15 protein-coding genes and 1 riboswitch are annotated in these 17,658 nt (G+C 40.8%); of the genes, 3 read left to right on the plus strand and 12 right to left on the minus strand.

What is annotated here, in order from left to right:
* Positions 1–34: 34 nt before the first annotated feature.
* From AC3AQ9_RS10780 to AC3AQ9_RS10815, 8 genes are all read right to left on the minus strand, one after another.
* Positions 35–1,990 (minus strand): TRAP transporter permease, encoded by a 1,956-nt coding sequence (locus AC3AQ9_RS10780; protein ID WP_488307473.1) that lies wholly within the window; start codon positions 1,988–1,990, stop codon positions 35–37.
* Between the two features lie 28 nt (positions 1,991–2,018).
* Positions 2,019–3,023, minus strand: coding sequence for a TAXI family TRAP transporter solute-binding subunit (locus tag AC3AQ9_RS10785; protein WP_488307474.1), 1,005 nt, complete (start codon positions 3,021–3,023; stop codon positions 2,019–2,021).
* A 39-nt stretch (positions 3,024–3,062) separates the two neighbouring features.
* Positions 3,063–3,779: a GntR family transcriptional regulator gene (locus AC3AQ9_RS10790; RefSeq protein ID WP_488307475.1), complete on the minus strand. Its 717-nt coding sequence runs from the start codon at positions 3,777–3,779 to the stop codon at positions 3,063–3,065.
* A 4-nt stretch (positions 3,780–3,783) separates the two neighbouring features.
* Entirely contained in the window at positions 3,784–5,298 is a 1,515-nt protein-coding gene (gene argH, locus AC3AQ9_RS10795) for an argininosuccinate lyase (protein WP_488307476.1), read from the minus strand.
* A gap of 627 nt (positions 5,299–5,925) precedes the next feature.
* Positions 5,926–6,123, minus strand: a complete 198-nt coding sequence (locus tag AC3AQ9_RS10800; RefSeq protein WP_488307477.1) for a ribose-phosphate pyrophosphokinase-like domain-containing protein — start codon at positions 6,121–6,123, stop codon at positions 5,926–5,928.
* A 401-nt stretch (positions 6,124–6,524) separates the two neighbouring features.
* A complete protein-coding gene (locus tag AC3AQ9_RS10805) occupies positions 6,525–7,790 on the minus strand; it encodes a nucleoside permease (RefSeq protein WP_488307478.1) in 1,266 nt (421 codons plus the stop codon).
* A 56-nt stretch (positions 7,791–7,846) separates the two neighbouring features.
* Positions 7,847–8,782: a nucleoside hydrolase gene (locus tag AC3AQ9_RS10810; protein ID WP_488307479.1), complete on the minus strand. Its 936-nt coding sequence runs from the start codon at positions 8,780–8,782 to the stop codon at positions 7,847–7,849.
* Between the two features lie 238 nt (positions 8,783–9,020).
* Positions 9,021–9,122, minus strand: a riboswitch (purine riboswitch).
* 213 nt (positions 9,123–9,335) lie between these two features.
* A complete protein-coding gene (locus tag AC3AQ9_RS10815) occupies positions 9,336–9,953 on the minus strand; it encodes a cyclase family protein (protein ID WP_488307480.1) in 618 nt (205 codons plus the stop codon).
* Between the two features lie 314 nt (positions 9,954–10,267).
* On the opposite strand from AC3AQ9_RS10815, the gene zwf reads away from it, so the two are divergent.
* Together zwf and gnd are read left to right on the plus strand one after the other, a co-directional pair.
* Positions 10,268–11,704: a glucose-6-phosphate dehydrogenase gene (zwf, locus tag AC3AQ9_RS10820; protein WP_488307582.1), complete on the plus strand. Its 1,437-nt coding sequence runs from the start codon at positions 10,268–10,270 to the stop codon at positions 11,702–11,704.
* Positions 11,705–11,774: 70 nt separating this feature from the next.
* The gene (gene gnd / locus AC3AQ9_RS10825; protein WP_488307481.1) at positions 11,775–13,187 is read left to right on the plus strand and encodes an NADP-dependent phosphogluconate dehydrogenase; all 1,413 of its coding nucleotides are present in this window, start codon (positions 11,775–11,777) and stop codon (positions 13,185–13,187) included.
* 585 nt (positions 13,188–13,772) lie between these two features.
* Here gnd and AC3AQ9_RS10830 read toward each other — a convergent pair.
* The 4 genes from AC3AQ9_RS10830 to AC3AQ9_RS10845 all read right to left on the minus strand — a co-directional run bounded on the left by AC3AQ9_RS10830 (position 13,773) and on the right by AC3AQ9_RS10845 (position 17,275).
* On the minus strand, positions 13,773–14,642 hold the full coding sequence (locus tag AC3AQ9_RS10830) for a hypothetical protein (RefSeq protein WP_488307482.1): 870 nt from the start codon (positions 14,640–14,642) through the stop codon (positions 13,773–13,775).
* Positions 14,643–14,691: 49 nt separating this feature from the next.
* Positions 14,692–15,951: an FtsW/RodA/SpoVE family cell cycle protein gene (locus AC3AQ9_RS10835; protein WP_488307483.1), complete on the minus strand. Its 1,260-nt coding sequence runs from the start codon at positions 15,949–15,951 to the stop codon at positions 14,692–14,694.
* Positions 15,942–16,286 (minus strand): PadR family transcriptional regulator, encoded by a 345-nt coding sequence (locus AC3AQ9_RS10840; RefSeq protein ID WP_488307484.1) that lies wholly within the window; start codon positions 16,284–16,286, stop codon positions 15,942–15,944. Before AC3AQ9_RS10840 ends, AC3AQ9_RS10835 begins: the two co-directional genes overlap by 10 nt.
* Positions 16,287–16,624: 338 nt before the next feature.
* On the minus strand, positions 16,625–17,275 hold the full coding sequence (locus AC3AQ9_RS10845) for a hypothetical protein (RefSeq protein ID WP_488307588.1): 651 nt from the start codon (positions 17,273–17,275) through the stop codon (positions 16,625–16,627).
* Here AC3AQ9_RS10845 and AC3AQ9_RS10850 point away from each other — a divergent pair.
* Positions 17,205–17,579 carry a DUF3995 domain-containing protein gene (locus AC3AQ9_RS10850; protein ID WP_488307583.1) on the plus strand — a complete coding sequence of 125 codons (375 nt, stop codon included), beginning with the start codon at positions 17,205–17,207 and terminating at the stop codon, positions 17,577–17,579. The genes AC3AQ9_RS10845 and AC3AQ9_RS10850 overlap by 71 nt on opposite strands.
* Positions 17,580–17,658 lie beyond the last annotated feature (79 nt).

A 17,658-nucleotide genomic window follows, 5' to 3' on the forward strand; every position in this document is an offset into this window, starting at 1 on the left:
TCTTGAGCAATTTTTATAAATTTTCTAATCAGTGTTATGATTCATTGATATTAACTTGACTTTTCTCTGCGATAAATTTCTCTTTAAAGACAGTAACTTGCAAACCAAAACTTACGAGTATCAGCGCGATGCCGATAAAGTCTGTCAAAATACCTGGTATAATCAGAATTATTGAGGCTGCAAAGAGGATAATGCGTAAAAGCAGATTTGCTCTCTGCTTCCAAAACCACCCCTGTATCGAGAAACCTAATGCAAATGTTCCTATAAGCGCTGTTATCGCTGACAGTATTATTTCTAAAGACGTTCCCTGTCCTAATAACGCAGGACCATATACAAACATAAAAGGAATAATGTAAGCTATTAACCCTAGTTTCACAGCCGTAAGCGCAACTTCTGTTGGTTTCGCTTTTGCTATACCCGCTCCTGCATAAGCGGCTAAAGCTATTGGAGGAGTAATAGCTGACATACATGCAAAATAGAAAACAAACATATGCGCAGATAAAGCTGGAACCCCCATACCTATGAGCGCAGGAGCCACCACTGCGGCTGTTATCAAATAAGCAGCTGTTGTAGGTAAGCCCATCCCTAAAATAATACTTGCACACATAGTTAGAAACAACGCTAGAGGTAAAAAGTCACCGGCAAATCCTATTATGACGCTAGCAAATTTTAAACCGCTTCCAGTTAAATTTAGTACCCCTATAATAATCCCGGCAGTCGCACAAGCTGCTATCATTCCTAAAGCATTTAAAGCCCCGGTTGATAAAGCTTCAATAATCTTCTTCGGTCCCATTCTTGTTTCCTTTTTAAAGGCAGCCATTATTATGCTGGTTCCGATAGCCCAAATTGCTGCTTTAATTGGACTTGCGCCTAGCACTACTAATACTATTATTAAAACAAGTAAAGGTACGATTAAATGAACATTCTTTAAAACGTCTTTCATTTTAGGCAACACTTCTTTAGGCATTCCTTTTAACCCATTTTTAGCTGCTTCCAAGTCCACCATGACTAGTATTGAAATAAAATATAGTAAAGCTGGTATTATGGCAGCGATCATAATAGTTTGGTATGGCACACCTATTAGGATAGCCATGATAAAGGCTGCTGATCCCATAATAGGAGGCATGATTTGTCCTCCTGTAGAAGCTACAGATTCTACAGCACCAGAAAATCGGGCACTGTATCCTGTTTTCTTCATTAAGGGAATTGTAAAAGCACCAGAAGATACAACATTTGCAACAGAGTTTCCAGTAACTGTTCCAAAAAGAGCACTCGCAATAACTGAAGTTTTTGCAGGACCTCCCCTTGATTTCCCAGTTAAACTAGTAGCAAAATCAATGAAAAATTTACCTGCACCAGAAACCTGTATAAAAGCACTGAAAACGATAAACAAGAATACAAAATTAGCCGAAGCGGCGATAGGTACACTAAATATAGCGTCCATTCCATTTAAGTAACTAATAATTCTTTCCCAACTATATCCTCGATGTCCTAATATTCCTGGAACATATTCACCAAATCTCGCATATACGATAAATACTACTGCAATAAGAGGCAATAAAATTCCGCATGTGCGTCTCGTGATCTCTAATACTATACCTACCATTATCAAAGCTACCAATACATCTAAGTTTGTCGGAGCAATACCTATTCGGTGAATCAATTCATCCATTTCTATAATTAAATAGCCGCATGAATAGAGAACAAGACTTATTAAAATTACATCTATTATTGATATACTGTTCTTCTTACTTTTAATAACAGGATAAACCATTAGGATTAGAATGCTGCCAAGGCTTAAATGGACTGTAAACAAAACCCAAGGTGTTACGGGATTAAAGCCCAGTGTGTAGAGATGAAATAGCGACATGAAAACTGCTATAGCAATAACAATCATTTTCTGACGAGGTTTTAAATCTAAACTTGTATCCTCTAAACCATCCAAATTGTCTAATTTTTCAGTTATTTCTAGGTCTGGTAACTTACTCATTAGCATTTACCTCCAATACTCATTAGGATTATTTAGATGGCATAAGGTTACTTGGGATGTCGATACCAATTTCCTCATAATACTTTATTGCTCCTGGATGGAATGGTACACTGCTATGGATCAAATTTTCTGCCAGCAAATCCTTAGCTGCAGGATCTACATCCATTAGTTGGTCTTGGTTTTCAAATGTGGCTTTTACTAAGTTATAAACTACATCTTCAGACAAGTCATTTGAACCTACAGCGAAATTCCAAAACGCAATCAACGTTATGTCTTTTTCTAAATCTTTGTAAGTATCCGCAGGTATAACATAAGTAGACCAATAAGGGTTCTGTTCAAGAACAGTCTCCATCTCGCTCTCAGACATCTCAACAAACTGAACATCGTGGGTTGTTTCAAGATCTATTAAAAATGGACCTGGAATACCAGTTACAGCAAAACCTGCATCTACAATTCCATCTTTCAGATTATCGGTTGCAGTATTAGTTGGAAGACTACTTATTTTACTTGGTTCTATCTTTAAAGCATCTAAAACTGCTCTTCCGGCCAATTCACTTGTAGCCCCTGGCGCCCCTACAGTGATATGTTTTCCTTCAAAGTCGCTTATGCTTTTGATATTGTTTTCCTGTAAGGAATTGATATATAAGACACTTGGATACATTGGGAACAATGCACTGAAATTTTCATACTTTTTATCAGCCCAGCCCTCTCCCTCGTAAGCTTCTCCAGCCAACCAGGATGTGACGAATCCTAAATCCATCTCTTCACTTTCTATTAGTTGAATATTTGTGTTAGGTCCGCCTGTCACCTCTACCGAAATATCCACACCTGGCACTTGCTCATTCATAATATTGGCCCAGCCACCGCCTAGTACATAATAAGTTCCTCCCTGACTAGAAGTTCCTAAAAGCAGCCTTTCCGTTTTCCCAGAAGCACCCGCTTCGGAACTTGTGTCATTTGATGAACCACATCCAGCAATAATCAAAACCAGAAGTAAAGATAAATAAGTTAATATTTTTTTTGGTCTATTCATTAAAGAAGACCTCCCTGTTTTAATAGTTTGTTAGTTAAATCAGGTAATTTCTGGAGTTCTGAATATCATGCGGCAACGATCCCCCCGTATAATACTGGTGTTAAATAAAATTACTTCATTTTTGTGAGTCATGCCGATTCTTGTTAACTTTAACGCTGGAGCTGGAGTTTTAACTTCTAAAAAAGCAGCTTCGTAATCATCTAATAAAATTGGGTCAATGAAACTTTCTGAACTTGTTATTTCGATACCGTATTCGTTAAAAAGCAACTCTGACAATATTCCTGCAAAATTTTGATTTGAGAATTTTGGCACCAGCTCTTTCTTTATATATGATTTTTCCAGAGCAACTGGTTCATCTTCAAAAATTCTAAGTCTAGTTATTTCATAGATTAACTCCCCAGGATTTATTTCCAGGTATTTACATATTGATACAGGACAACCCATTTCCTTCAAACTGACCAACTTATGCGTACTTCCCCATGTTCTTGGGTAATGAAAATTGATAAAATCGCTTTCAAGTTTTGGCTTCGAGACAAAGGTTCCTTTTCCTTGCTTTCTGTAGAGTAATCCTTCGCTCACTAATGATAATATAGCTTGTCTCACCGTAGCTCTGCTAAGGGAATATGTTTCAGCTAACTCTAACTCATTGGGTATTTTTTCGCCGCTCTTCCATAGTCCTTCATTAATTTTTTCTCTAATTAATTCTTTTAATTGATAATATAATGGCAATCCATTACTTTCATTAAAAAAACTCATTTTTTCAGCTCCTAATTATGTCGTGTGAAACTCTAATTTCTTGCTCTACTTCAGAGTCTAACACTTTTTGAGCCGAACGGTATCCCTCCTCATGACTTCTTAATTGATTCATTTGCAATTTAATTCTTTCATTAATAATTTCAAGCTGCCTCTCTACTTCTACAGGCGCTGGTCCTCCAAAAGTGTTTTTTGCCGAGACATTCTTAGCAGGTTCTAAAGCCATTTCAATTCTTTCTTTAGACATTAAAATGTCTCTACCCACTGTATTAATAAATGCCTGTTGGAGAACTTCTTGATCAACTGCTGGATTATACTGTTCATTTAAATCAATCTTTTCCCTAACAAATATCGCTACTACAGTATGAGCCGTTCTAAAAGATAGCCCTTCTTCTTTTACTAAGACATTTGCTAATTCTGTGACAGTACAAAAATTGGTTTGAGCTTTTAAGTACATTACATCCTTATTAACTTTAAGGTTCTTAATTGTAATAATAGACAGATTAAGTGCCGCCTCAACTTCGTTTAATGCTTCCCAGTAAAATTTCATACTTTCAGTATTAGAATCTCTGGAATGGGAAAATGGAATATTAGTGAGTACCCCAGAAATGGAGACAAGAGCTCCCTGCACATGGGCAGCTTTTGCTTTGATATGCTCTAATGTAATTGGATTTTTCTTCTGTGGCATAATACTGCTGACTGAAGAGACTGAATCACCTAATTCTACAGTAGAAAATTCATTCGATGTCCATATATATAAGTCTTGGCTTAAGCGACTTAAATTAGTCATCAGTATATTTAAAGCTGAAATAATTTCTAAAGCATAATCTCTAGAGGCCACTCCATCAATTGAGTTTTCTAATACACTTTTAAACCCTAAAAGCCTTGCTGTTCTTTTTCTGTCAATAGGAAAAGATGTTGATGCAAATGCCCCCGAACCTAAAGGAGATTCATCGAGTGTATTAAAAGCTTGGTTTAAACGTATAAAATCTCTATCTAAAGCATTTAAAATTCCGGATAAATAATGAGCAAAGGTAATAGGCTCAGCAGGCTGCATATGTGTATATCCTGTCATTACCGTATTTGTATGCTCTAAAGCTAAATTTAACATTTCTATTCTCAACTCAAGAATTAAATTACCAATCCTTAAAAGCAGTGGCCGAGTATTCATTCTTGTTACTGTTGCGTAAAGATCGTTTCGGCTACGTCCAGTATGAAGTTGCCCACCTACCTCTATTCCAATTTCTTTAATAATGTGCGACTCTATATTGAAATGTAAATCTTCCATTTCCATATCAATATTAAGTACTGAGGATCCTTGTTTATGCATATTCTCTAGGACATTTAAGATTTCAATACCTTCTGTCTTTCCAACAATTTTCTGATTAATCAACATTAAAAGATGAGCTTTACTCACGGTTAAGATGTTGAAAAAGGAACGTTCTAAGTCTTTTTTGATAGATGGTTCAAAAATGTACTGAATAATTTCTTTTTCCGGGCCTGTCTTCAATCTTTCCCTCAAATTAACTCCTCCTTTTTTATTAAGTCTGTATGTCCATATGTACATATGTACGTACAAACTTTAAATACATATTAAATCATGTAAAATTAAAATGCAATAAATTTTTCAGAATATTTAATCTTTTTTATTTCAGATTTAGCGAAAGACTTTGGCGGACTTGGTAAATCTGTAGCATTTCGTTCATTTCCTCTTCAACCATTCTCAAACAAGAGAAGCCACAGCTGAAGACAGTAAAAGAGAAGTTTATCAGATCGATGCGGAGAAGGTTTTCGGATCTGACATGATTCAAGGAAAGCAAATGCTCTTTGCAGCCGTCATCAAAATGGATTTTCACCGGGCAAAGATATCTTCCAATGCCGACCTTTTGAAAATTTTGAAACCGAAATTCGCAGTCATAAGCGTCAGGAAGAACTCCTACAATAAGCTTTAATTAAAACAAAATCCTGAGCTCTCTTTTTGAGTGCTCAGGATTTTTGCTTTGAAGCAGTTTTATAAAAAAATTACTTGAAGCCTTCTAAATTCGTATAAAAATTTAGTTTATTACTGCAAAAGTAGATTTTCTTTCAATGCTTTTCAGCAATTGGCCAAGAAAAAAGAAGGGGCAAACAAGCATATCAAAACAGCGCATCAATCATGTTCAGAAGTTCCATGACACGTCCATTCCCCGCTAGAGGTCGACTGGTCTAGAAAGACTTCCGCTCCTCGGACACTTCCTTCCAGGTAGATCTGGACTTTCCCGTCGCTAAAGTGGGTAATCGAACTTTTGCCCAGTTCACAGCCGAGCAGATTGACAATCTCTTGGGCCAGTTCCGGATTTGACTTCAAGGTGAACAGTTTGAAGTTTTTTCTTAATTAATATGGAAATTGATAGTCCCCCTCCATAAAAATCGGATTCGTAAAACCTGATAATTGGCTGGCTATTATGAAGTGTAACTCATTGGTATTTGACTTACAGCAATTGATCTTATGATATTTTTACTGGAGCAATAACCACTGGTTAAAAGTATTTTTGCTTTGTAAAATCATTTAATTGTGATAAATTGTCCTCTCTGGTATAGTGGCTGCTCCATGTTTACTCGCTTTTTATCCCTCCTCTTTTAAAAGGTATTCGTAAAATGCTTTATTATCCTGTGCTAAATAATTACTCCAACCACTACAATTTTAAAAAAGCAGCCCTTCCCCGAAGAAGGAGAAGGACTGCTTTTTGTATATAACCTGACTCCAAATCAGACAGACTGTGCAGATTCATTTACATCGTCCACTGCATCCGGGCTCTTTTTAGATTTGAAACTTACCGCAAACAGGATTCCTAGAACGAGGGTGTAGGCTGCGAAAACCAGCCAGATGCTCTGCCAGTCTTTGATGCCGTCTACCGTCAAATAATCCACTACTCTTCCGCTGATGACCGCTCCCAAATAAGCGCCGAGCCCGTTCACCATGGTCATGAATAAGCCCTGGGCACTCCCGCGGATCCGGCGGTCCACTTCTTTATCGACAAACATCGATCCGGAAATATTAAAGAAGTCAAACGCTACACCGTAGACAATCATCGATAGCAGCAAGAAAGCAAACCCTAATCCAGTCGGGTCTCCAAAACCTAATAGAACAAAGCGCAAGGTCCAAGCCGCCATACTCAATAGCATAACCGTTTTGATCCCGAATTTACGCAGGAAAAACGGAATGGCCAGAATAAAGATGACTTCTGAAAATTGCCCAAGCGACAATAAAATCGATGGATATTTCACAGCCAGGCTATCTTCATAAGCAGGATTCAATGCAAAGTCATGAAGAAACGGGTTGGCAAACGCCAAGTTGATCTGCAGCGCAGCCCCGATCAGCATGGCAAACAAGAAGAAGATGGCCATTCTCTTTTGTTTGAACAGGACAAAAGCGTCGAGTCCCAAACGGCTTGTCCACGACTTGTCCGTCTTGTCATTCGATGTCGGGCAATCCGGCAGAACCAGTGAAAAGAGTGCCAGCAAGACGGCAGCCCCTGCTGCAATGTACAACTGCATATTGCTCAACTCAAAGCCGCCCAGGCTGATGAGCCACATGGCAAAAATGAAACTGACGGTTCCATATACACGAACGCCCGGGAATTCTTTCGTCGTATTGAGCCCTGCTTTTTCCAAACTGATATAGGAAATGGTATAAGATAATGAAATCGTCGGCACGAAAACCACCGCGTTAAAGAACATCACCCAAAACATAACCGTCGGGTCTGAAACTTGTGCGGCTATAAGCAAGAAAATCGCACCGATAAAATGGCAGATGCCATACAGTCTATTCGCTTTCACCCACCGGTCAGCGATAATCCCGACCAGGCTCGGCATGATAAGAGAAGCCAGTCCGGATGCGCCATAAATGGTCCCGACTTGTGCGCCGGAAAAATTTAAGGTATTGATCATATACGAGCCAAGGGTCACGAGCCAGCTTCCCCAGATGAAAAACTGGAGAAAAATCATAATTTTAAGGCGAGATTTAATAGTCATTGTTATCCTCTTTCGTAATTAGTCGTGTCCAAATCCATGCTGCATGTTTCCAGTCATTAAGCCTTTTTGGCCAGTTCCGTCATATAGTCAAAGAATGCATCGCGGTCCACGTCATACACGACATCTACTGGCCGCCCCTCAGCGGTTTCCACTGTACGGCCTTGGCTTGGGCCGTCTGTGTGCACGATGCTGTTGATGGTCTGCACTTTCACCAAATCACGGTTGCCGACAAATGCGGTGGTCAGCACATCCCATAAATAATAGGTCGAGTTCGTCGAGAAGTGGACAAGCGGCGGCACCATCGCATAGCATTGCCCAAGGAAATCCACGCCGAGGTGCTTGCGGTCTTTCGCCCAGCGCTCACGCACATCCAGCGTCAGCGGTACCTGGTTGGTGCTTTCAAGCGCCACCAAATCGATTTTTATGCCGCTGTCCCAGACACGGGCTGCTGCTTCCGGATCCCAGAACACGTTCCATTCCGCTGTCCCATCATGTTCCGGTTCATGTACGTTTCCGGCTTCGCGGAATGTGCCACCCATCCAGACAAGCCGTTCAATCTTCTCTTCGATTTGGGGCGCTGCGTCCAGTGCGCGGGCAAGATCCGTCAGCGGGCCTGTAAACAATAAAGTCGTTTTTTCTTCCGTTGCCAAAACCGTCTCTGCTAAATGGAGATGCGCCGGTTGATCAGCCACGGGTGTCACAACTGTTCCGGATTCATTCAGAATCGGCAAGGCATCGACATAAAATGCATGCATGCGCCAATCTTTCGGGAAAGGGTTTTTAGGGCGTGAGTTGGACTCAGCTACATCCAGGCCGCCATTTCCGAAGCGATCAATAATCTTCCGGCTCGCGAACATTGCCGGTTCCAAATAACAGTCTGCTGGAATGACTGAAACGCCTGTCAATTCAACCGTATCCATTTTTAAAAGTAAAAATAGCGAAACCAAATCGTCGACTCCGCCATCATGGTTAAAGTATATTTTCTCTTTCATTTTTCCAGTTCCCTCCGTGGTGAATGCTTTAAATTGCTTGCCATTCGCCCAATTTTTTCTTATTGAACCGTTCGAATAACGCCATATCCGGTTCCACACCAATAGCCATCAAAATTCCCCTGGCTTGTTGCTTCTCATCATAAAGATGGAATTTACCTCTTAAAATAAAAAAATGCTCCGGCGGCTACCGGAGCATTGACTAGGGAACGTGTAAATAAGGGAAGAATCGATCGCTTCTTCCGCTAAACACTTACCTCGTAGTCAAACCCTTTACGGCGGCTTGGTAGAAACTATCGGGCCATATCCCCAATCTTATACGACATTATTCGATATTAAATTCGAGTTAATAATAACAAGAATTTCGCTTAAGGTCAATTAAAAAGCAAACAATTATAATATTCCTTATTAACTTTGTTTGTATTTTAAAGCTTTTCCCTTGTTATTCTTTTAAAACTCTTACTTATTCCAACAATTCAGGAACATCATTAGCTTAAGAATTCACGGAACTTCCCTAGTCCTTAATCTGCATACAACAAGTTATACACAGAAACGTTTATTTCAGCCCTTCAAACAGCAATACCCGGGCAGGGGAAGCATCGGTGCCGATTAATTTCAAAGGAGCCGCTACCATAAAGTATTCGCCTTGCTCAATGTCTTTTAGGCGCAGACCTTCTATAATAATGATATTGTTTGCGAACAAAGTTTTATGAGTCGGATGCCCTTCCTGGCTTCTTTCGATTCCAAGAGAATCGATGCCGACGCCCCGGATTCCAATTTCAGCCAGATAGTCTGCGCCATCTTTCGCCAAGAAAACAAAATCAAAATCAAAATCTTCCTTAGAGGAATTTCTTGTTTTGAATAAAACAAAGTCATCCTTTTCGAGGCCGAACTCTTCTAAGTCCGCTTTCGCAACAGCATCCTTCACGCTGGTCAGATCCAGCACTTTACATTGCCCCACCAATTTATCCAGTGGAACCGATTCAAATGTTTCCCCTTCAACCATCATGTGAAGCGGCGCATCGATATGCGTGCCAGTATGGACATCCAGTTCCAAACGCGTTTCCGTGACATAGCCGTTTGTCTGCCGATTGAGTTTCGGCTGTTTCTCCGGTTTGTCTTTGTATACGGTCATGCCTTCATAAATCGAGCCTGTGATATCGTACATTTTCATCAAATCAACCCTTTCCTAATAGATAGTTGTATAAACACCTTCGCATGTTCCTGATCAAACTGTCCAGTGAAGCAGTTAAAAAAGGTTTCCTGCGGCACTGTGCCAACTATCCAATACATTCGTATTTTCCGAGTCCCTCGCTACCATTAAATTGCATAAATCATTATACTAAAAGCGGTTGCTATACCTATTCATAAAAAAATCAGGACGATGAAATGAGGAGGATTTATTGTATGAACAATGGACATCCAGCAGCTGGGGCTAATCCAGAAAATGGTTTCATCAGATTACAGAACGATTTGCCCCTGGAAGACATGACTTTTATTTTTTTTGGCGCCACGGGAGATTTGGCAAAGCGAAAATTATTTCCTGCTTTATATAATTTATATCTTGATGGCAAATTGCCTGCTTCGTTCTCCGTCATCGGTTTGGGAAGAAAATATTCTTCAGACGAGGATTTCCAAGCGAAGGTGGAAAAATCGCTTCGTGCCTATTCGAGAAGAAGCATCCAGCTTTCAAATCTGCAGGAGTTTCTGGCAAAGTTCCGCTTCTTCACTTTTGACGCGACAATTAAAGAATCTTACACCCAGCTGCTTGAACTGGTGGAAACCCAGGAAAACGAGCTGGGGATTCCGCAAAACCGGCTGTTCTATTTGTCAGTGACGCCAAGTTTGGTGGATGTGATCACGACCAGCCTCCACTCCAGCGGCCTGGACCAAAACCGTGGCTGGAAGCGCCTCATTATTGAAAAACCATTCGGGAGCAATGTAGAGTCTGCCAGACAATTAAACCATAAATTACGGAAAACCTTCAGCGAAGATGAAATTTACCGGATTGACCACTATCTGGGGAAACCGATGGTCCAAAGCCTCAATACCTTAATCTTAGCGAATCCCGTATTGGACTCAATGCTGGACCAAAAACTGATTTCCAACGTCCAGATTACGGCAAGTGAAATTGTCGGGGTGGAAACCCGGGCTGATTATTACGATAAAGCAGGCGCTATCCGGGATATGGTCCAGAATCATCTTCTTCAGCTCGTCATGATGGCAGCCCTTTACCTGCCGGAGAACCTGACGGACAATAAGACCCGCGCTAAAAAAACAGAAATCATCGAGTCTCTTCGGCCGATTCCGAAAGAAGAAGCGCATCTGCATGTGGTCCGCGGCCAGTATGAAGCCGGCGAAATACATGATACGCCGGTCATCGGCTATAAAGAGGAGCCCGGCGTCGACGCTTCCTCGCAGAATGACACTTATTTCGCGGCACGTCTGGCGATTGACCATCCGGACTGGGAAGGAATCCCTTTTTATATACGCACCGGGAAACGGCTGAACAAAAAGTCCACACAGATTGTGGTCGAATTCAAGCATAAGATGGTCGATTCCAATAAATTGAAGGGAACTTCCCCCAATCTGCTGGTGCTTGAAATCAGTCCGAACGAAAGCATTTCGCTGCGCGTCAACTTGAAAGAGGCATCCGGCAATCAGTTCAAGCCTGTGTGGATCAACTTCTCGACTAATTCAGAAAACCAGCCGGAAGCCTATGAACTTCTGCTGTTTGACGCCATTCTCGGCGATCCGACATTTTTCGCCCACTGGAGAGAAGTCGAGCTTTCATGGGAATGGATCGAACCATTATTGAACGCATATCAGGAAAATCTGCTGCCTTTGCACCCTTACCGCGCAGGTTCAACGGGCCCTGAAGCTGCAGAAGGGCTGCTGCAGGAAGACCAGCACAAATGGTGGTAAAAACGAATTCATCTGCGTGAAAACCGGGAAACGGTGTTCGAAAAATCATAAAAGAACGGGGCAGGATAATATGGCACAGCAAATCGGCGTGATCGGTTTAGGCGTAATGGGCACGAACCTCGCATTGAATATGGAAAGCAACGGCTATTCGGTAGCCGTCTATGACTATTGGACAGACCGGATCGACGGGCTGTCCGTCAACGAGGCCAAGGGGAAAAACATTCAAGGAGCATACAGCATCGAAGAGTTCGTTTCTTCCCTGGAAACACCCCGCAAAATTCTACTGATGGTCCAGGCGGGAAACACGACCGATTCGGTGATTGAATCGCTCCTCCCGCATCTTCAAAAAGGGGACATCCTGATGGACGGAGGAAATTCGTTCTTCAAAGACACGAACCGGCGGACAGCGGCCATTGAAGCAGCCGGCCTGCATTTTATCGGCGCCGGCATTTCCGGCGGCGAGGAAGGCGCCCGCTACGGCCCTTCCATCATGCCGGGCGGATCGAAAGAAGCTTACGAACAGGTCCAGCCGATTCTTGATGCCATTGCCGCAAAAGTGGACGGGACTCCCTGCAGCACGTATATGGGTCCTGACGGCGCCGGCCATTATGTGAAGATGGTCCATAACGGCATCGAATACGGCGATATGCAGCTGATTTCCGAAGCGTATTTTATCATGAAACAGGCTTTTGGCATGAGCGCCCAGGAAATGCAGGGCATATTCGCGGAATGGAACAAAGGGGAACTTGACAGCTACCTCATCGAAATCACGGCGGACATTTTGGCGAAAAAGGATGATGAAACCGGCAATCCGCTTGTCGATCAGGTGCTGGATGCAGCAGAACAGAAAGGGACCGGGAAATGGACAAGCCAAAATGCCTTGGACTTAGGGGTCTCCCTCCCAATCATAACGGAATCGGTATTTGCCCGGTTCATGTCCGCTATCAAGGAAGAACGTGTCGCGGCAAGCCAGCTCCTAAAAGGCCCTGAAGCAGAAAAGCCTGCAGGAGATTCCCAGGAATTGATTGAAGCCATCCGCAAAGCATTGTATATGAGCAAAATCTGCTCTTATGCCCAAGGATTTGCCCAGATGCGCGCAGCTTCCGACGAATACGGCTGGAATATCCCTTACGGCGATGTAGCGATGATTTTCCGCGGCGGATGCATCATCCGGGCACGGTTCCTGCAAAAGATCAAAGAAGCGTTCGACCGCAATCCGGAACTGCCTAACTTATTGGTGGATTCGTACTTCCAGGGAATCATCGGAGAATACCAGCATTCCCTTCGCCAAGTCCTAACCTTGGCCATCCAGCAAGGCATCCCGGTGCCTGCTTTCTCAAGCGCCCTGGCTTACTTTGACAGCTACCGCTCTGCAGTATTGCCAGCCAACATGATCCAGGCACAGCGGGATTATTTTGGCGCCCATACCTACAAGCGCATCGACAAAGAAGGCATTTTCCATACGGATTGGGCATCTAGCTAATCCGTATGGAAAATGCACTGACTGAAAAAATGAAACAACTAATTTAATTTTTATAGAATAAATTTTTATAGAATAAATTTTTCAAAAACCTCCTTTGCTTTGAATGAAAAAGGAGGTATTTTTTCTGTAAGACAATCCTAACATCTACTTGTTACTTGAAGATTTAAGAATGAGCAACGAGATGTTAGATGCAAGTTAACACTTAAAATCATCGCAAAATAACACTGAAAGTGACAACTTGCGTTTCTTATCAATAGGATATACCTTATTGATAAATCTGAAGAACTTAAATTAAAGTATAAACCTGTAACTTCAGGAGATAATTTGCGCTGTTTTCAAGCGTTGTTTTGCACTCGCTTTAACCGCTATTTTGCGTTAGGAATATAAAAAAGTCGATCCTTTAAGAACCGACTTTTTTCATTTTGCTTATTGTGTTAAAGCTCACCGTTAGTTTAGTTTAAGTGTAAATGTTCAACATATTACTTTATTAAAAACAGGGGAGCGTATTAATCTGTTTACAGCAGTTTAATACGCTTTTTATTTAGGTAAGCTTAATCAGTACATCAACTTCGACCCGATTTCAAATCATACCGCATTCATATCACCTGTGATTGCAACATTTTCCACTCTGGCATACCAGGTCATGGCGATCATATATCCTGCTATCGGAGAAATGCCATAACCCATCAGCCGAACCGGAAAATTCCCTATTTGCGTAGCGATTAAAAGCAGCATAAAGTACAGTCCTATACTGATAGACGGTGCTGCATAACCTTTCGGTGGAAATAGAATAAAGGGCACAACTAACATGATAAGCGACAAAATGCCGAGCAAATACCATATCACACCCATTTGAGCAACGAGTGACAAAATATCCTCTACATATACGACTGCAGGGAGATGATCCAAATACAGCCAGGATGCCGTTATCAAGCCAAGAAGAATCAGTGTAAACACGACTGTGACAGATTTTCTTCCACCTGATTTCACTAATAACAGAATAGCCGCCAAATCAAAGCTGGTCACTTGAGACGCATCAGGCTGAAATAAAAGGATGGTAGTCACGATGAAAGCCAAAGTGCCAGCCATGATATCCGACTTCAAGCTTACTTTCCACGTAAAAAGCAACAGGACCGGCAATACAACCATGGCTGCATTGACCCTCACACCGCCGATCTCTATCCACCTGTGCACACCATCTATACCCTGACTCACTAAAGTGAGCAGCAATAACACAAGCAGCAGAAGGATGAAGTAAATGATGGGTTTAAGAAAATCCTTATCCTGTTTATAGAAAGTGAACATAATGGAAACGAGGCCAGCTATGATAAAAAATATAATATGCTGAAGCCAGATAAACATTTCAATTTGATTCATATACATTGCAGTGATCCCGATCAAGACGGCAGGAAAAGAAATAATGACTGGAAGAAAATGAGTTATTTTTGCTCTCAAGCATTCATCCCCATTTTCCAGGCTGCCATTCTCTTATCAGATCCATTTGTCATGAGGAGCTGACCTGTAAATCTGATTGATGGATGTTGTACAATTCGCGTCTTCTATACACGCTTAACAGTAAACCCACCGAAATCATCTCCAGTACAATATGCGAACCACCAAAGCTCATAAATGGAATCGCCACTCCCGATAAAGAGGATAAACCAAGATTGGTCAATATACCCAAAATCATTTGAGTCGCAAAAATCACCGATAACCCTGCAACAAGTATTTTTTCATAAGAGGATTTCACCCATTTAGTCACCTGGAACAACCTGATAATCAGGAATCCAATCAGCCCCACTACCGCAATTACAGCCACCCAGCCAAACGAATAGAGCATGTATGCAAGGATAAAATCCGTATGAACTTCAGAGATTAATCCCGGCGTTGCGGTCATTCTGTTTCCGATTTCAGATAAATTAATCGTAAGCGGATCCAACCGCGCATAATATTGCGGGTTTAATAACAATTGCAGGAAAGGATAGACAGATGCCGCCCCGGCAAAAGCGATCACTTGCTTCAGGCTTGCTTTTGACACGATCATCACCATTGAACACACTACGATGATCAGGATGATTGATGATAAAGCCCCTGTCGATAATAATAAAATGACAGGAAGTGACATCATCCCCCACCCATAAACTCTTTTTTGAACATCTCTCCAATTCCAATTCTTAAAAATACCTGCAAATGAAATCGCCAGAAGAAATGGCGTCATTTCGATAAAGTTTATATGTAACAACCCCAAATTTAAAAATGGAACGCCATCGACTTTTGTACCAGATAAAACTGTTACAGTAAGAATGATCATGGTAACGATGTATAATTGTTTCGAATACTGTAAAAGATTCCGATAATCAAAAACAAATAAACTAACCATAAGCAGTGCCCCTAATCCATAAAAGGCAGCACTCTTTTGAAATATGTTCATCTCCTGTATCACTGTAAAAGCAGAGTGAAACTGTAAATAGTACATGACAAACAAACCAAAACAGGATGCAGCTATGACCGGAAGAATTAATTGATAATCCATCTCAGGCTTATGCGTTTTATTAAGCTGGTTGCCTAATACCTTAACATCTCCCATATGGCCTACTGCCTGGTTGACCGCCTCTTCTTCAGAAAGCCCATTGTTCATGGCTTCCTCTTTCATCGTCAAAAGGTGATCACTTATTTCCATTTTAATACTTTCGTGTACATCTTTATTTTTAATCCTCTTACATACGTTTTCGATATATGCGTCAAAACTTTTATCTATTCCCATACGATTTTCTCTCCATTCAGAACCTGATCTACTGTTGTTTTAAATACAGCCCATTCTTCTTTTTTCTCTTTGACAAATTCCCGGCCTTTGTCGTTAATGTCGTAATACTTTCTCTTTCTATTCCCGTTCCCCTCTCCCCAATAGGATATAATGAGTCCCTGCTTCTCAAGATTGTGCAGGATGGGATAAATCGTTCCTTCTTTAAAACTGAAAAGACCCTCTGACTTCTGTTCCAGTACTTTAATTAACTCATACCCATACATTGGCTTCACGTCCAATAAACTTAAAATAAGCGTTGACGTGCTTCCTTTAATTAATTCTTTACTCATTTTCATGAAAATCTCCTTTGTTTTAATACATAGATTGTCTATGCATACGTTTGATAGGTATATAGTATATTTTTTATTGGCGGCTGTCAACGTCTTTTGAAATACAGTGATGTTACTATGTTTCATTCAAAGCAGGATGAAATGAACATGTAAAAGGCAAATGATCAGCATGTAAGCGGGGCAGCTGAAAAACCAATAAGAATCCTTCTAATTTCCACTATGTAAAAAGTATATTGCATTTTTCAGTACTTTTTTAAAAAAGATTTTCACCAACCGAGAAAGCGGAAGAGAGTGACTCGTTTAGAGTCACTCTCTTCCGCTTTCTCGGTTTTATTCCCATTTCATTAATCACTTAGTAAATCATAACCCTCTAAATACATATCCGTTACGCTTTCTAAATGATTTCCAGCAATAAATAAGTAAGTTTCTTCATATTCCGTCAAGCCATTGATGACGTTTTCATTAACTAGTCGCTGCTCCAAAATCATCTCAACAGTATGGTCGTGCAACTCCTGATCTATTTTGTTAACTGGAATTGAATCGGTTTCATAAACATCGAGGAGTCCGTTAAATTCAGAAGTCCATATGACAAGATCATCTACGATATTTTGGTTGCCAAAGCCATCCATAGCTAAAATTTCGAAGTTGCTGGCGATGAGATCCATCTGGTTTCTAAATTGTTCATAGTATTTCATATTGTACTTTATAAAGTCAGTTGAATAACTTGATGTCTGAACCTCTTCAGTTTCCTCAGGAGTATCTATAAGAGTCGCTTTTTCATCTGCAAAGTGTGCTAAAATATTTGATAAATGAGTACAATTAAGATGACCAACCGTGACACGAAGGGCGATAACATACAGAAGAGGTGATAAATTGATAATTTTTTTAATTGGATTAACGTCTTTAACATTTATTGTTATTGGTATGTTGCACATTTTTTGGGCATTTGGTGGAAGTTGGGGAGTAAATTTAGCTCTTCCAACTGAAGGTGACAATGAATTGCCAGTTTTACGCCCAAGAATGTTGAGCACACTTTTTATAGGATTACTTTGTTTTTTTGCCTCTGTACTTCTATTGGTTCAAATAGATTTGTTCACCGTCATCAAATCCTCCCCTATCTCAAAATGGCTTTGTATAGCTGGAGGAATTGTTTTCTTGTTACGTGCTATTGGTGAAGGAAAATATGTGGGTTTTTTCAAGAAAATCAAACATACTAAATTTGCAAAACAAGATACCGTCTTCTATTCGCCTCTTTGTATATGGATTAGTCTCCATTTTTTTCTAGCATCATTTATATAAGATCTCGACTATCATACATTACAAGAAATAAAAAAAATCAACAAAAGTAATGAAAAATGAATTTCATTGCTTTTTATTG

The sequence above is a fragment of the Planococcus sp. VCh962 genome (assembly GCF_057748275.1).